At 64.8% G+C, this 14,371-nt stretch carries 12 protein-coding genes and 2 tRNA genes; 10 read left to right on the top strand and 4 right to left on the bottom strand.

All coding sequences use genetic code 11. From position 1 onward, the window contains the following. The first annotated feature begins 85 nt into the window (after window positions 1-85). Genes proC through VIM61_10345 form a run of 4 tightly spaced genes read left to right on the top strand, consistent with a single transcriptional unit; the run spans window position 86 to window position 4,468 of the window. Window positions 86-880 (top strand): pyrroline-5-carboxylate reductase, encoded by a 795-nt coding sequence (gene proC, locus VIM61_10360; protein ID HEY8900801.1) that lies wholly within the window; start codon window positions 86-88, stop codon window positions 878-880. Then, the gene (locus VIM61_10355) at window positions 877-1,575 is read left to right on the top strand and encodes a tetratricopeptide repeat protein (protein ID HEY8900800.1); all 699 of its coding nucleotides are present in this window, start codon (window positions 877-879) and stop codon (window positions 1,573-1,575) included. Before proC ends, VIM61_10355 begins: the two co-directional genes overlap by 4 nt. A gap of 3 nt (window positions 1,576-1,578) precedes the next feature. Continuing rightward, window positions 1,579-2,409: a D-alanyl-D-alanine carboxypeptidase family protein gene (locus VIM61_10350; GenBank protein HEY8900799.1), complete on the top strand. Its 831-nt coding sequence runs from the start codon at window positions 1,579-1,581 to the stop codon at window positions 2,407-2,409. Window positions 2,410-2,422: 13 nt separating this feature from the next. Further along, entirely contained in the window at window positions 2,423-4,468 is a 2,046-nt protein-coding gene (locus VIM61_10345) for an ATP-dependent helicase (protein ID HEY8900798.1), read from the top strand. A 4-nt stretch (window positions 4,469-4,472) separates the two neighbouring features. On the opposite strand, the gene VIM61_10340 is transcribed toward VIM61_10345, so the two are convergent. Continuing rightward, window positions 4,473-5,660 (bottom strand): DUF748 domain-containing protein, encoded by a 1,188-nt coding sequence (locus VIM61_10340; GenBank protein ID HEY8900797.1) that lies wholly within the window; start codon window positions 5,658-5,660, stop codon window positions 4,473-4,475. A 53-nt stretch (window positions 5,661-5,713) separates the two neighbouring features. On the opposite strand from VIM61_10340, the gene VIM61_10335 reads away from it, so the two are divergent. Together VIM61_10335 and VIM61_10330 are read left to right on the top strand one after the other, a co-directional pair. Beyond that, window positions 5,714-7,753 carry a glycoside hydrolase family 3 C-terminal domain-containing protein gene (locus VIM61_10335; protein ID HEY8900796.1) on the top strand — a complete coding sequence of 680 codons (2,040 nt, stop codon included), beginning with the start codon at window positions 5,714-5,716 and terminating at the stop codon, window positions 7,751-7,753. A 67-nt stretch (window positions 7,754-7,820) separates the two neighbouring features. Continuing rightward, window positions 7,821-7,892, top strand: a tRNA-Val gene (locus VIM61_10330). Between the two features lie 171 nt (window positions 7,893-8,063). Here VIM61_10330 and VIM61_10325 read toward each other — a convergent pair. Then, window positions 8,064-9,263: a hypothetical protein gene (locus VIM61_10325; protein HEY8900795.1), complete on the bottom strand. Its 1,200-nt coding sequence runs from the start codon at window positions 9,261-9,263 to the stop codon at window positions 8,064-8,066. On the opposite strand from VIM61_10325, the gene VIM61_10320 reads away from it, so the two are divergent. The 3 genes from VIM61_10320 to VIM61_10310 are packed head-to-tail and all read left to right on the top strand — an operon-like array spanning window position 9,168 to window position 13,005. Next, window positions 9,168-10,757: an FGGY-family carbohydrate kinase gene (locus VIM61_10320; GenBank protein HEY8900794.1), complete on the top strand. Its 1,590-nt coding sequence runs from the start codon at window positions 9,168-9,170 to the stop codon at window positions 10,755-10,757. The genes VIM61_10325 and VIM61_10320 overlap by 96 nt on opposite strands. A gap of 33 nt (window positions 10,758-10,790) precedes the next feature. Continuing rightward, a complete protein-coding gene (araA, locus tag VIM61_10315; protein HEY8900793.1) occupies window positions 10,791-12,305 on the top strand; it encodes an L-arabinose isomerase in 1,515 nt (504 codons plus the stop codon). Between the two features lie 4 nt (window positions 12,306-12,309). After that, window positions 12,310-13,005: an L-ribulose-5-phosphate 4-epimerase gene (locus tag VIM61_10310; GenBank protein HEY8900792.1), complete on the top strand. Its 696-nt coding sequence runs from the start codon at window positions 12,310-12,312 to the stop codon at window positions 13,003-13,005. Window positions 13,006-13,136: 131 nt separating this feature from the next. Here VIM61_10310 and VIM61_10305 read toward each other — a convergent pair. Together VIM61_10305 and VIM61_10300 are read right to left on the bottom strand one after the other, a co-directional pair. Continuing rightward, window positions 13,137-13,211 (bottom strand) — tRNA-His (locus VIM61_10305). A 106-nt stretch (window positions 13,212-13,317) separates the two neighbouring features. After that, on the bottom strand, window positions 13,318-13,629 hold the full coding sequence (locus VIM61_10300; protein HEY8900791.1) for a hypothetical protein: 312 nt from the start codon (window positions 13,627-13,629) through the stop codon (window positions 13,318-13,320). 57 nt (window positions 13,630-13,686) lie between these two features. Here VIM61_10300 and VIM61_10295 point away from each other — a divergent pair, with 57 nt between their 5' ends. Continuing rightward, on the top strand, window positions 13,687-14,370 hold the full coding sequence (locus VIM61_10295; protein ID HEY8900790.1) for an epoxyqueuosine reductase QueH: 684 nt from the start codon (window positions 13,687-13,689) through the stop codon (window positions 14,368-14,370). The last annotated feature ends 1 nt before the right edge of the window (window position 14,371 follow it).

Raw genomic sequence — 14,371 nt, 5'->3', positions numbered from 1 at the left:
CAACTCTTTGATTCGACTGCGCGAACGGAGGCCTTTGTCGCAAAAGAACGTTGCGCCGGCCGTGCGGCAAAATACCTTCGCGTCCATGAAGATTGCATCCCTTGGCGCCGGCCGCATGGCGAGCGCGCTCGTTCGTGGCCTCGTGCAGGCCGGCGTGTGCGCCCCGACCGATCTCGCCGTGGCGGATGTCGTGCCGGCAGCGCGCGAAAAGCTCGCCTCAGACCTCGGCGGACGCGCCTTTGCGACGAATGCCGAAGCCGTGGCGGATACCGATGTCGTGCTGCTGTGCGTGAAGCCGAACGACGTGGTCGCCGCCCTCGACGCCTGCGGCAATGGCCTCGCAGGCAAGTTGCTGATTTCGATCGCCACGGGCTGGTCCATCGCGGCGCTCACGGCGCATGCCAGCGGCGCCCGCGTCATCCGCGCGATGCCGAACACTCCGGCGCAGGTCGGCGCCGGAGCCACCGCCTACGCCGCCGACACCACCGCGACGGAGGCCGATCGCGAGCTGGCCGGGCGCATTCTCGGCTCAGTCGGACTGGCCGTCGCCGTTCCGGAAAAGCTGCTCGATGCGGTCACCGGACTCAGCGGCAGCGGCCCCGCCTACGTGTTTCTCGTGATGGAAGCTCTCTCCGACGGCGGCGTTGCCGCCGGCCTGCCCCGGGCGCTTGCCACGCAACTCGCCGCGCAGACCGTGCTCGGCGCCGCGCGACTGGCCGTGGAGACCGGCGAGCATCCCGCCCTTTTGCGGGAGGCGGTCACCAGTCCCGGCGGCACGACGGCGGCCGCGCTCGGGGTGCTCGAAGCGGCTGCGGTGCGCTCCGCCTTTGCGGATGCCGTGAATGCCGCCGCCGAGCGCTCGAGGGAGCTCGGGCAATGAGGCGCCGCGTTCTGTCCGTCGTTATCGCCCTGGCGGCCCTCGGGTTCGCCCGTGCGCAGACTCCGGCGCCGCCCGAGCCGCTGGCCACACCCGATCCCGCAAAATTCGTTCCCGACGTCGCCCGCGCCGCGGCGGGCGAGGGGAATACCGCGTTCGAGAAGGGCGACTACCAGACCGCCCGCCGCGCCTATCTGCGCGTGCTCGACATCGTGCCGAACAATCTCGTGGCGCTCGTGAATCTCGGCCTGGTCGAGTTCCGGGCCGGAAATCCCGCGGAGGCCGAGAAGTATCTCAGGCAGGCCGTGCGACAGCGGCTCGAGACCGGCCCGGCCTGGCTCACGCTCGGGATGATGTATTTCCAGCAGGGGCGCGTCGAGGAGGCGTTTGCCGCCCTCAGCCAGGCCGTGCTTTACGATCCCGGCAGCGCTCGCGCGCACAATTATCTCGGCGTTGTCCTTGGCCGGAAGGGCTGGAGAGACGGCGCGGAAGTGGAGTTGCGTCGCGCCGTCGAGATCGACCCCGACGCGAGCGACGCGCATTACAATCTCTCCGTCATCTACCTCCAGCGCACGCCGCCCGCGATCGAACTTGCCCGCCGGCATTATTTCCGATCCGTCGAACTCGGCGGAAAACCCGATCCCGCCATCGAGAAGACTCTCGCCACTCCCGTTTCCACACCCGCTCCGAAGCCATAGTCCATGCGTTCCGCCATTCTGCGTCTGTTCATCCTCGCTGTCGTTCTCCTGCCCGCCCTGGCCCCGGCCGCCGCGCCGACGATTTTTGGCCGGTCCGCGATTCTCTTCGACGCGAACACGGGCGAGGTCCTTTACAAGAAGAACGAGACGATGCGCACGCCCATCGCCAGCACGCAGAAGCTGCTCACGGGATTGCTCATCGTGAAGGCGGGAAACCTCCAGGGCGACCTCACCGTCTCTCCCGAGGCCCCGGCACAGGCCCCGACGAAGCTCGGAATCAAGACCGGGGAACGTTATCCGCGCCTGAACGTCCTGACCGCGCTGCTCGTGAAAAGCGCGAACGACACCGCCGTCGCGCTCGCTGTCGATAACGCCGGCAGTCTTCCCGCCTTCGCCGACAAGATGAATGCCGAGGCTCGCCGTCTCGGCGCGAAGAACTCCCATTTTGTGAACCCGAACGGCCTGCCGAATCCCGGGCAGTATTCCACCGCCCGCGACCTCGCCTGCATCGCTCGCGCCGCCTATCGCAATCCCACGCTGCGCGACATTATCGACCGCCGCACCTACGTCTTCACCTATGCCAATGGCAGGACGACCCTGCTCACGAACACGAATCGCGTGCTGCGGACCTACAGCTTTTGCAACGGGATGAAGACCGGCTACACCGACCTCGCCGGGCACTGCCTCGTCGCCAGCGGAGCCTACGGCGGCCGCGACATGATCGCTGTCGTCCTGAAGAGCGACAAGGCGCACGTCTGGGACGATTGCGCGAAGCTCCTCGAATACGGACTCGGAATCAACAAGGAGCAGTTCCTCATCAAGGGCGGCGGCTAGTCGCGATCCCGCCATGGCCCGCGCTTACACGCTGCACACTCCCGGTCCCGCTGCCGGCGGCATCGACTATGCGGCGGAACTCAACGAGCAGCAGCTCGCCGCCGTGACTTCGCCTCCCGGCGCGGCCCTCGTGATCGCCGGCGCCGGCAGCGGCAAGACGCGCACGCTCACGTTTCGGGTGGCCTGGCTGCTCGAGCAGGGCGTTCCGCCCTCGGGCATTCTCCTGCTCACGTTCACGAACAAGGCCGCGCGGGAGATGCTCGAGCGCGTGGCCGGTGTCGTGCCCGGCGGCGCCGACGAAATCTGGGGCGGCACGTTTCACTCGATCGGAAATCGCATCCTCCGCCGGCACGCCGAGGCGATCGGATTTCGCCCCGGCTTCTCGATCATGGATCGCGAGGATCAGGAGGACATGATCGAGGCGGTCGTCGCAAAGGAAGGGCTGCGCACCTCGGACAAGCGCTTTCCCAAGGGCGCGGTGCTCGCCGAGATCTTCGGCCTGGCGGTCAACTGCGGGGAACGCATCCCGGCCATTCTCGGTCGCAAATACCCGTATTTCCTGCCTCTGGAGGCGCAGATCGAGCGCGTGGCCGTTGGCTACGAGGCGCGGAAACGCGAAGCGAACTCGATGGATTTCGACGACCTGCTCTCGAAGACGCTCGAGCTTTTCACGCTCCACGAGGACATCGCCGCGCGCTACCAGCGGCAGTTCCAGCACATCCTCGTCGACGAATACCAGGATACGAATCGCCTGCAGGCCGAGCTGATCGACCGGCTCGCGGGACATCACGGGAATGTGATGGTGGTCGGCGACGACGCGCAGTCGATCTACTCGTGGCGCGGCGCGAATTTCGAGAACATCCTGCGCTTTCCCGAGAAGCATCCCGACGCGCAGGTGCACAAGATCGAGACGAACTACCGCAGCGTGCCCGAGGTGCTCGAGCTCGCGAACGCCGCGATCCTTGGCAACGAGCGGCAGTTCCGCAAGGAGCTGCGCGCCGTCCGGCCGACAACGGGCATGAAGCCCGCGCTCGTGCCGCTTGCGACGAACAACGCGCAGGCCGCCTTCGTCGCGCAGCGCATCCTCGAGCTGAACGAGGAGGGTATCGACTTTCGCGAGATCGCCGTGCTCTACCGCGCGCACTACCAGTCGCTCGAGGTGCAGCTCGAGTTCACGCGTCGCGGCATTCCCTTTGCGATCACGAGCGGGCTGCGATTCTTCGAGCAGGCGCACATCAAGGACGTCGCCGCGTTCATGAAATTCTCGGTGAATCCGAGTGACGAGCTTGCGTTCAAGCGCATGGTGAAGCTGCTTCCCGGGATCGGCGCAAAGTCCGCGGAGTCGCTCTGGCTGAAGGCCCGCGCGGCGGGCGGAGCGGTCGCGGAACTTCGCAAGGCGAAGGTGCCGGCGAAGAGCGAGAAGCCGTGGCAGCAGTTCCTCCACACGCTCGAGGAGCTGCGTCCCGGCGAGGCAGTCGTGCCCCCGGCGGACATGATCGCGAGCGTGATGTTCGCCGTTTACGACGACTACATGCGGACGAAGTTCGCGAATTACGACGCTCGACGCGAAGACCTCGCCACGCTGCAAAATTACGCGAAGCAATTCCCGACGACCGAGGAATTCCTCGCCCAGCTCGCGTTGCTCGGCGCGATCGAGGCCGCCGACGCCACGGCGTCGAACCGCGATGACGACGACAAGGTGACGCTCTCGAGCGTGCATCAGGCGAAGGGTCTCGAGTGGCGCGTCGTGTTCGTCGTCTGGCTCGCCGACGGGATGTTCCCGAGCTCGCGTTCCCTCGATCGCGACGAAGATGTCGAGGAGGAGCGCCGGCTGTTCTACGTGGCCGTGACGCGCTGCAAGGACGAACTCTATCTCACCTATCCCGAGCTGCGGCTGAATGCCGGCTACGGCGAGGCCTTCCAGCGGCCTTCCCGTTTTCTCCGCGAGCTGCCCGAGAATCTTTACGAGGAGTGGGAGGTCAGCCAGGGCATGGGCGAATATCAGCCGAAAGCGCCGGCGCAACTCCCCGACGCGGAGGACGAGGACGTCCCGTGGTAGCGGCTTAGCGGGGCTTGCCGACGGCCGCCGCGGGCGCTGGTTCCGCGGAATCTTTCCGGGCTTCCGGCTTCTCGGGTTCTTCCGGCTTTGGCGGTGTGCCAGCGGCGGCGCGTTTGGCGTCTCCGAAGTCAATGGCGCCGTCGAGGTCGCCCTGGTAGGCGCGAATGAATTCGTTCTTCAGCAGATTCCCGAGGGTGGGGAGCACCTCGACGCGCGGAGCGTCGAACTCGCCGCTGATTGGAATCTTCGTCGCGAAGCGGTTCTTCGGCTGATTGCGCAGCAGGCGGGTGACGCCGCCGACAAAGCTCTCCCACGCGAGCTTGAGCGGATTCTTCACGGCGTCCTGGAGGTCCGCGATGACGATGTCGTCGAAGATGGGTTTGAGGTAGCCCTCGATATGGCCGTCCTTGGCGGCGAGCTCGAGGGCGAGGGCGAACGTGCCTTTTTGAAAGTCGAAATGCGCGTAGGCCTCGGTGAAGGAATTGATCGTTTCGAGCGGGATGGGGTCGATCGTCGCCGCGAGGTCGAACGTGGCCTTGTCGGGGCGGGGATCGAGGCGGATTTTGAGGCCGAGTCGGCCTTCCTTGAAGATGCGGCCGGTGACGTCGATGTTCGCGATGAGGGTTTTCGAGAGCTTCGAGCTGTTGGTGAGATTCGTGGCCATCACGTGCAGGCGATCGATCTCGAGATCGATCTTCGGCTTGCTGGAAAAGTCACGGTAGTGCACCTCGCCGTCGACGACCTCGAAGCGATTGATGTTGAGTGGAAACAGGTCCTTGATGACGCTCAGCCACGGCTTGTCCACGCCGACCTGCGAGGTTTCCTCAGTCGGGCCCGCAACGAAGTTGATGACCGGGTGCAGGAACTTGATCTTCGCGACGAGGGACCCCTGAAAGAGCGCGCGCCATTCGACGGAGAAATCGACGTCCTCGGCCGCGAAGAATGGCACCGGCACGTCGCCATCGGTCTTCACGATGTCGATGTCATTGATCGTGTAGGCGCCCCGCCAGAGGTGGATGTCCACGTCGCCGATGTGGCCGCCATAGCCGGGCATTCGGTTGATCGTCTCGTTGGCGTATTTTTTGACGAAGTAGGGCAGCACGGCCCGCGCGGTGAGCAGCAGGGCGACAAGGACCATCAGGATCTGGACCTGGAGGCGGCCGAACCGGCGCATTGATCGGAGAACAGGCATGGGCCAAGGGATTCGCGTGTCACCGGCCCGGCGGACGCGCTAGAGTCCCGTGCATGCCGAAGCGCTTCCTCCCCGTCGTCGTCATTGCCGTGGCCTTTTCCTCCGCGTGGGCGGCGGATCCCCTCGCTGAAATGACCGTGCCGGAGAAGACGGAGATGCTTTACGGCGATACGCTCTTCACGTCGCCAGGCGTGCCGAAGCTCGGGATCCCGCCGCTCCGCATGTCGGACGGGCCGCACGCCGTGCGCGAGGAACAACTGCCGGATCGCTGGGGCTCGGCCCGCCGCAACGACGACACCTCGACCTACCTGCCGGTGGGATGCGCGCTGGCGGCGACCTGGAATCCCGCGATGGCGCGCAAGCATGGCGAGGAGCTCGGAAGTGAAGCCCGCGCGCGGGGGAAAGACATCATCCTCGGGCCGGCGATGAACATCGTGCGCACGCCGCTGTGCGGGCGGAATTTCGAGTATTTCAGCGAGGATCCGATCGTGAACGGAGCCATCGCGACGGAGTTCGTGAAAGGCGTGCAGAGTCAGGGCACGGCGGCGTGCATCAAGCATTTTGCCGCGAACAACCAGGAGCGCGACCGCTTCAACGTGGACTCCCGCGTCGATGTGCGCACGCTGCGCGAGCTGTATTTTCCGGCCTTCGAGCGGGCCGTGCGCGAGGGCGGCGCGCTGACGCTCATGGCCGCTTACAACCGGCTGAATGGCGTATTTTGCACGCAGGACAAGTGGTTGCTCGACGACGTCCTGCGGAAAGACTGGGGATTTCGGGGCGTGGTGATTTCCGACTGGAACGCCGTGGCGAACGCGCAGGAAGCGGCGGTAGGCGGCCTCGATCTCGAGATGGGTCTCGGGCCGAAGCACTACGCGACGCTGGCGCAGCTCGTCGCCGACAAGCGCGTGCCGATGGCGACGCTCGATGAGCATGTGCGCCGGCATTTGTATCTGCGGCACGCGCTCGGCATGGAGGCAGGCCAGACGCGTCCGGTCGGCTCGCTCAACACGCCGGAGCACCAGCAGGTCGCGCGCGAGATTGCGGAGGAAGCGATCACGTTGCTCAAGAACGAAGGAGGCCTTCTCCCGCTGAATTTCGAAAAGATCAGGACGCTCGCGGTGATCGGGCCGAATGCCGATCGGGCGCTCGGCGCTGGCGGCAACAGCTCGGAGGCCAAGCCGCCCTACGAAGTCACCGCCCTCCAGGGGCTGCGGAAGGTCGTTGCGCCCGGCGCCGAGGTGCTCACGAGCAGTGGGGAAGATCTCCACGAGTCGCTGGCGCAGGCGAAGCGGGCGGACGTCGTGATTTTCGTGGGCGGGCTCGACAAGAGATTCGACACCGAGGGCGAGGATCGTCCGGACATGAAGCTGCCACCCGGGCAGGACGCGCTGATTGCCGCGCTCGCCGCCGCAAATCCCCGGACCGTCGTCTGCCTGTTCGGCAGCGGTCCCGTCGAGATGGACGCGTGGCTGGCGAAGGTGCCGGCGCTCGTGCAGCTCTGGTATCCCGGGATGGAAGGCGGCACCGCGCTGGCGGGGATCCTTTCCGGGAAGGTGAACCCCTCGGGCAAGCTGCCGGTGACGATTCCCCGGCGACTCGAGGATTCGCCCGCTCATGCGCTCGGCACGTATCCCGAAAAGGATGGCGTCGCCGATTACAAGGAAGGCCTGCTCGTAGGCTACCGGTGGTTCGACAAGCAGAAGATCGAGCCGCAGTTCCCGTTTGGCTTCGGGCTCGGTTACACGACTTTCGCGCTGAGTGATCTCGCAGTGAACCGCGAGGGGGACGGGGCAAAGGTGAATGTCACCGTGAAGAATACGGGAAGCCGCGCCGGGGCCGAGGTCGTGCAAATTTACGTTGGCCCGGCCGAGGGCGACGATGGGCCCGGCGAGCCGGTTCGGACATTGCGAGCTTTCGACAAAATCACGCTCCAGCCCGGCGAGTCCCGCAAGGTCGAGCTGAAGCTCGATCGCCGGGCGTTTGCGCATTGGGACGTGAAGGCGAACAAGTGGGCCGTCACGCCCGGTCCGCGCACGATCTGGGCAGGCACCTCGTCCCGTGATCTTCCGCTGAATGCTCGGATTTCGTTCTAGCGGGGACGTTTCGGGGACAATGAATGCTTGAAACCCGGCCAGGGATCGCTTACTTCATCCCTCCCGCGCTCACTTAGCTCAGTGGTAGAGCACCGCCTTCACACGGCGGGAGTCGTAGGTTCGAACCCTACAGTGAGCATTTTTTTGTGCCGTGATGTCGCGAAGTTCGCGGGACGTCAGAATGGCTAAAGCCTTTTCGGGAGCACGGAGCGCAGCGACAAAGAAGCCGGGTTCCTTGCCCGGGAAGTTCCGCGCTGGCTGGCCGAGGACCATCACCTGCCGCACTGCAAACGGACTGCCAAAGGAGCGATCATCCCGCCGCGCCGGGAGCGCAGATGGACCGAACGAGGCTGGCGGAGATCTGGTGAATCTTGCGAACATCGTCGCGCGAGAATGCGGATTCGCGATCGGTTCCCATGAGCGGGGACAGTTTGCGGAGCGCGTCTCGCAACGACGCGATCAGCGGATCCTTTCCCGTGCTGGTTCGTTTTTCCAGAAAAGTGAGACGTTCCTCGAAATAGGCGAGCACGGCGGGTTGACGAAGGAGCGTCGCCTCGGCCATGGAGTCGCGGCGGGAGATCAGGTCGGAGAGCGCCTCGACGCCGCGCAGCCATCCACCAAGGCTGATCAGTTGCGCGACAGGTTCGCTCCGGATTTCGACCATGGCGGTTTTGAGGTCGCTGCTGGCGTTGGACCACTCCTGGCGAACGGCCTGCCATTCCTTGCGTCGCGCGTGCTCGATGATGCTTTTCTCCCGGCGAACGATCGTCTTCTCGACACCAAGGGCGCGTGCCAGTTTGACGGCTTCCTTCCCGAGGCCCTGCATTGCCGTCGAATCCTCTGCCGCGACGGCGACGAAGCCTTCGCCGATCACGAGGCCGAGGGACAGGGCAATTCTGGCGGGGCTTCCCGCGGGGGGCAGGGAAGCGAGATCCGTGTTCTGAACCGCCGGCCAGTTTGCCTCCTTGAAACGGTCGAGCACCCGAAAAATTTCCCCCGGCACGGGAACCAGCACACCCTCGACCATTTGCATCTGGGGCGGGAGATCGCTGGCCGGTGGCGGCTCTGCGCGCCCCACCGAAGCCACCGCAATCAGGAGAGACCCCATGACCTTCGCAGCACCGTTCAGCATGAATTCACCTTTGTCTTTCCCGGCGGCTTTTAAAACGAAATTGCGTGGAGAAGGCGGGCGGACATCGGCATCGTTGGTGAACTTGACTGTAAAGAATGGCAGCCGTTTACGGCGGAGCGGAGAGCGCTCCAATGTTCTTTCCCCCATGCGACTCTCCGTTGGTTTTGAATTCGGAACAATTTTCGTCTGCGCCCGCGCTTTGAGCGCCCATTCCTGCCGCAGGAGCGGCCGACCGACCGACTCGACTCGCTGTCGATCAATTTTCTCCGATCTGCAAATGACATGAGTATCGCCGAACAGATTCAAAACGGGCAGGCCGCCCTTGGCATCGAACTGGGCTCCACGCGCATCAAGGCCGTTCTGATCGGTGCTGATCACATGCCCGTCGCCTCGGGCGGATTCGGCTGGGAAAACTCACTGAAGGATGGCGTCTGGACTTATCCGCTGGAGGACGTCTGGACGGGCATTCAGGCCAGTTTTGCCGAGTTGCAGAAAAACGTGCAGGCGCAGCATGGCGTCACCATCTCCCGGCTGAAGGGGATCGGCTTCAGCGCGATGATGCACGGCTACATGGTCTTCGACGCCGAGGGTAACCAACTCGTGCCCTTCCGCACGTGGCGGAACAACCGTCAGGGCGCCGCCTCGGAAAAGCTCACGGAGTTGTTCGACTACCCGATCCCGCAGCGCTGGAGCATCGCGCATCTTTACCAGGCGATCCTCAACCGGGAGGAACACGTCGGACGCATCGCTCATGCGACGACGCTGGCTGGCTACGTGCACTGGAAACTCACGGGGCGCAAGACGATGGGCGTCGGCGAGGCGTCCGGCATGTTTCCCATCGATATTCAGACGCAGGATTTCCACGCCGCGTTGCTCGAGAAGTTCGACGCGCTGATCCGTGACGAAGCCGTCGGCTGGAAGCTCAGGGACCTGCTTCCGGAAGTGCTGAGCGCCGGCGAACCTGCGGGAGAGCTCACGGCGGAAGGCGCCGCCCTGCTCGATCCCGCCGGCAACCTGCAGCCGGGAATTCCCTTCTGTCCGCCCGAGGGCGACGCCGGCACCGGAATGGTCGCCACCAACAGCGTCGAGGTCCGCACCGGCAACGTTTCCGCGGGCACTTCGGTTTTCGCGATGATCGTGCTCGAGAAGGAACTTTCGAAGGCCCACCACGAGATCGATCTCGTGACCACGCCGGACGGCAAACTGGTCGGCATGGCCCACTCGAACAATTGCACATCGGACTGCAATGCGTGGATCGGACTCCTCGGCGAAGCCGCGAAAGCGCTCGGCGCGAATTTTTCCACGGATGATCTCTACGCGACGCTGCTGCGCACGGCGCTGACTGGCGACGCGGAGTGCGGCGGGTTGCTCACCTACGGTTACGTTTCCGGCGAGCACATCACCGGTTTCAGCGAAGGGCGACCGCTCTTCGCGCGGTCGTCGGACAGCAGGTTCACGCTCGCGAACTTCATGCGCGCCCACCTGTTTTCCGCGCTCTGCGCGCTGCGGACCGGCCTCGACATCCTGATGGTCGACGAGGGTGTCGCGGTGGACGAAATCCGTGGCCACGGCGGTCTCTTCAAAACGGCCGATGTGGGCCAGCGCGTCATGGCGGCCGCGACGAATGCCCCGGTCTCCGTGCTGGAAACCGCCGGTGAGGGCGGCGCCTGGGGCATTGCGCTCCTGGCCGCCTACCTGACTCGCGAGAACCGACAGGAGTCGCTCCCCGAGTTTCTCAAACCCATCTTCGCCGGTAGCATGGGTGCGGCGGTTCAGCCCGATCCCGCTGACGTCGCCGGCTTCAACCTTTTCTTCCAGCGCTATCACGAGGGCCTCGCCATCGAGCGGGCCGCGATCGCTTCACTTTCCTGACTTCCTTCACTTTTTCGATTTACCAAAACCTTCATGAAGAATCTCCCGACACCCGAAATCTGGTTCATCACCGGCACGCAGCACCTCTACGGCGAAGGCCCGCTCAAACAGGTCGCCGCGAATTCGCAGAAGATCGTCGACGAACTCAACGCCTCTGGCCGACTGCCGCTGAAGCTCGTGTTCAAGCCGATCCTCACGCGCCCCGAGGAAATCCGTGCGCTCTGCCTCGAGGCGAACGGCGCCGCGAATTGCGCCGGCCTCGCGATCTGGTGCCACACGTTCTCGCCGTCGAAAATGTGGATCAACGGCCTGCTCCAGCTCCGCAAACCGGTGCTGCACCTTGCCACGCAGTTCAACCGCGACCTGCCGTGGGCGGACATCGACATGGATTTCATGAACCTCAACCAGGCCGCGCACGGCGACCGCGAGCACGGGTTCATTCACACCCGCCTGCGCCTGCCGCGCAAGGTCGTTGTCGGCCACTGGAGCGATGAGGAGGTGCAGGACCGCGTCGCCTCGTGGATGCGCGTGACCCGCGCATGGAGCGACTGGCAGGGCGGCAAGATCGTGCGCTTCGGCGACAACATGCGCTACGTCGCGGTCACCGATGGCGACAAGGTCGCCGCGGAGGCGAAGTTCGGCTTCTCGGTGAACACCCACGGCGTGGGCGATCTCGTCGCGGCAATGAAGGATGTCGGCGACGACGCCATCACGAAACTCGTTGCGGAATACGAGGAGCTCTACAACGTCGCGGCGGTGCTGCGCAAAGGCGGCGAGCGCCACGAGGCGCTGCGCTACAACGCCCGCCAGGAGCTTGGCCTGCGCGCGTTCCTCGAAGAGGGAAATTTCATCGGCTTCAGCGACACGTTCGAGGACCTGCACGGCCTCACGCAGCTGCCCGGCCTCGCGGTGCAGCGCCTCATGGCGGACGGCTACGGCTTCGCCGGCGAGGGCGACTGGAAGACCGCGGCGCTCGTGCGTGCGATGAAGGTGATGGCCGCCGACCTGCCCGGCGGCACGTCGTTCATGGAGGACTACACGTATGAACTGAATCCCTCCGGCCAGCTCGTGCTCGGCTCGCACATGCTCGAGGTCTGCCCGTCCATCGCGGCGGCGAAACCCTCGATCGAGATTCATCCGCTTGGCATCGGCGGCAAGGACGATCCCGTGCGCTTCGTTTTCGACGCGCACGCCGGCGCCGCGATCAACGTCGCGATGATGGACCTCGGCAACCGCTTCCGCTTGCTGGTCAATGAGGTCGACGTGATCGCGCCTCCGCAGCCGTTGCCGAAGCTGCCCGTCGCCCGCGCGGTGTGGAAATGCCGGCCGGACCTCAAGACCGCCGTGGCGGCGTGGATCTACGCCGGCGGCACGCACCACACCGGCTTCAGCTATTCGGTCACCACCGAGCACATCGAGGATCTCGCCGAGATCGCCGGCGTGGAGGTCGCGGTGATCGACGCCGACACGCGCATCCGCGAGTTCAAGCAGCAGCTGCGCAACGACGAAATCTATTACCACCTCGCGCCCGGCCTCGGCCGGCTGTAATGCCATGAGTGACTTCCGCGCCATTCAGGAGGAGTGCCTCGAGGCCAATCTCCTGCTGCCGAAGACCGGTCTCGTCGACCTCACCTTCGGCAACGTCAGCGTCTGCGATCCCGAGCGTGGCGTGTTTGCGATCAAGCCGAGCGGCGTCGATTACACGAAGCTGCGCGCCGAGGACATGGTGCTCGTCGATCTCGAGGGCAACCAGGTCGGCGGCACGATGCGGCCTTCGTCCGACACGCCCACGCACCGGCGCCTGTTCCAGGCCTTCCGCGGCATTCGTTCCGTCGTGCACACGCACTCGCGCACGGCGGTCGCCTTCGCGCAGGCGGGGCGCGGCATCCCGTGCCTCGGGACCACGCATTGCGATTACTTCTACGGCGAAGTGCCGGTGACGCGCGCAATGACGCCCGAGGAAATCGCCAGCGCCTATGAATGGGAGACGGGCACGGTGATCATCGAGCGCTTCGAGGGCATCGATCCCGAGCAGATCCCCGCCGTGCTCGTGCGCAACCATGGCCCCTTCACCTGGGGCCCGAATGGCAGGAAAGCCGTCGAGACCGCGCAGGCGCTCGAGATCGTCGCCGAGATGGCGTGGAAGGCGCTGCAGCTCAACCCCGGCGCGCAGCCCGTCCCGCAGCCGCTCCTCGACAAGCACTTCCTCCGCAAGCACGGCGCCACGGCCTACTACGGCCAATCCTGAAGAATCCGGCGAGCGGATCGCCCATTGATCCTGCGAGCGAGTGTTTCCCCCCGGAATGTCTTTAATGGGGCTCGACGGTCACGTCACCGCCATCCACCACGTTGCTTGCACACAAGAGGTGCTGGGGGTGATGGGGTGACCGACGGGATTCGAACCCGCAACAACCAGAATCACAATCTGGGACTCTACCATTGAGCTACGGTCACCATTCAGGCCTGGCCGAAGACGATGCCTTCGGCCGTTGGCGAGCCGTTCTTAATCGAATTTTGGACGCGATTTGTCAATCGCGATTCTTGATCTCGCGGCTGAAAATTAGCGGCACCAGCCGAAGGAGGCGCGACGGACCGGAGCGCGATAAAATCTCGGCGCGGGCACGTAGACGACCGGCGCGGGCGCGTAATAAACGGGCGCGGGCCGGTAGTAGGTGCGGCGCGGGACGTAGCACACCGGCGGGGCGTAATAGCGCGGCCCGCAGTAGCCGCCGGAGCCGACGTAGACGCTGACTCGGGGACCCGCCTGCGAGGTGGCGGCAAAGGCGAGCGAACCGATGATGGTGGCGAAGAGAATGGCGGTTTTCATGATGGCTTCCTGCAAGCTGAACGACCAGGCGGGCCGGATATTCACATCCCTGTTAATTTTTCCTGAAATCCCGCGCTGATGAGAGCATAGTGCACGGCTGTCATGAATTCCAGCGACCGGCTTGTCATCGATCCGCCCGAGGGGCACCGCAAGGTGCTGCTCCACTCGTGCTGCGCGCCGTGCTCGGGCGAGGTGATGGAGGCGATGGCCGCGTCGGGCGTCGACTACACGATTTTTTTCTACAATCCGAACATCCATCCGCGGAAGGAATACGAGCTGCGGAAGGAGGAGAATATCCGCTTCGCCGAGAAGACGGGCGTGGCGTTCGTCGATGCGGATTACGATACGGACAATTGGTTCGCCCGCGTGAAGGGGCTCGAATGGGAGCCGGAGCGCGGTGCGCGTTGCACGGCGTGTTTCGACATGCGGTTCGAGCGGACGGCGCTCTACGCGCATGAGCATGGCTTTCCCGTGATCACCAGCTGCCTCGGCATTTCGCGCTGGAAGAACATGGAGCAGATCAATGGCTGCGGGGAGCGAGCGGCGGCGCGCTACCCGGGCATGCATTACTGGACCTACAACTGGCGCAAGGGTGGCGGGGCCTCGCGGATGGTGGAGATTTCCAAGCGCGAGGAGTTTTACCAGCAGGAGTATTGCGGCTGCATCTATTCGCTGCGTGATACGAACAAGTGGCGGGTCGCCAGTGGTCGCGGAAAGATCAGGCTGGGCGTGAAGTTCTACGGCCGCAACGAGTCCGACGCACCGGCGACTTCGCAGGTGGGCTGAG

Source organism: Chthoniobacterales bacterium, from assembly GCA_036569045.1.
In the GTDB taxonomy this organism is placed as follows: domain Bacteria; phylum Verrucomicrobiota; class Verrucomicrobiia; order Chthoniobacterales; family JAATET01; genus JAATET01.
The sequence above is the reverse complement of the archived record's forward strand: the minus strand, read 5'-3'. Positions and strand labels throughout refer to the sequence as shown.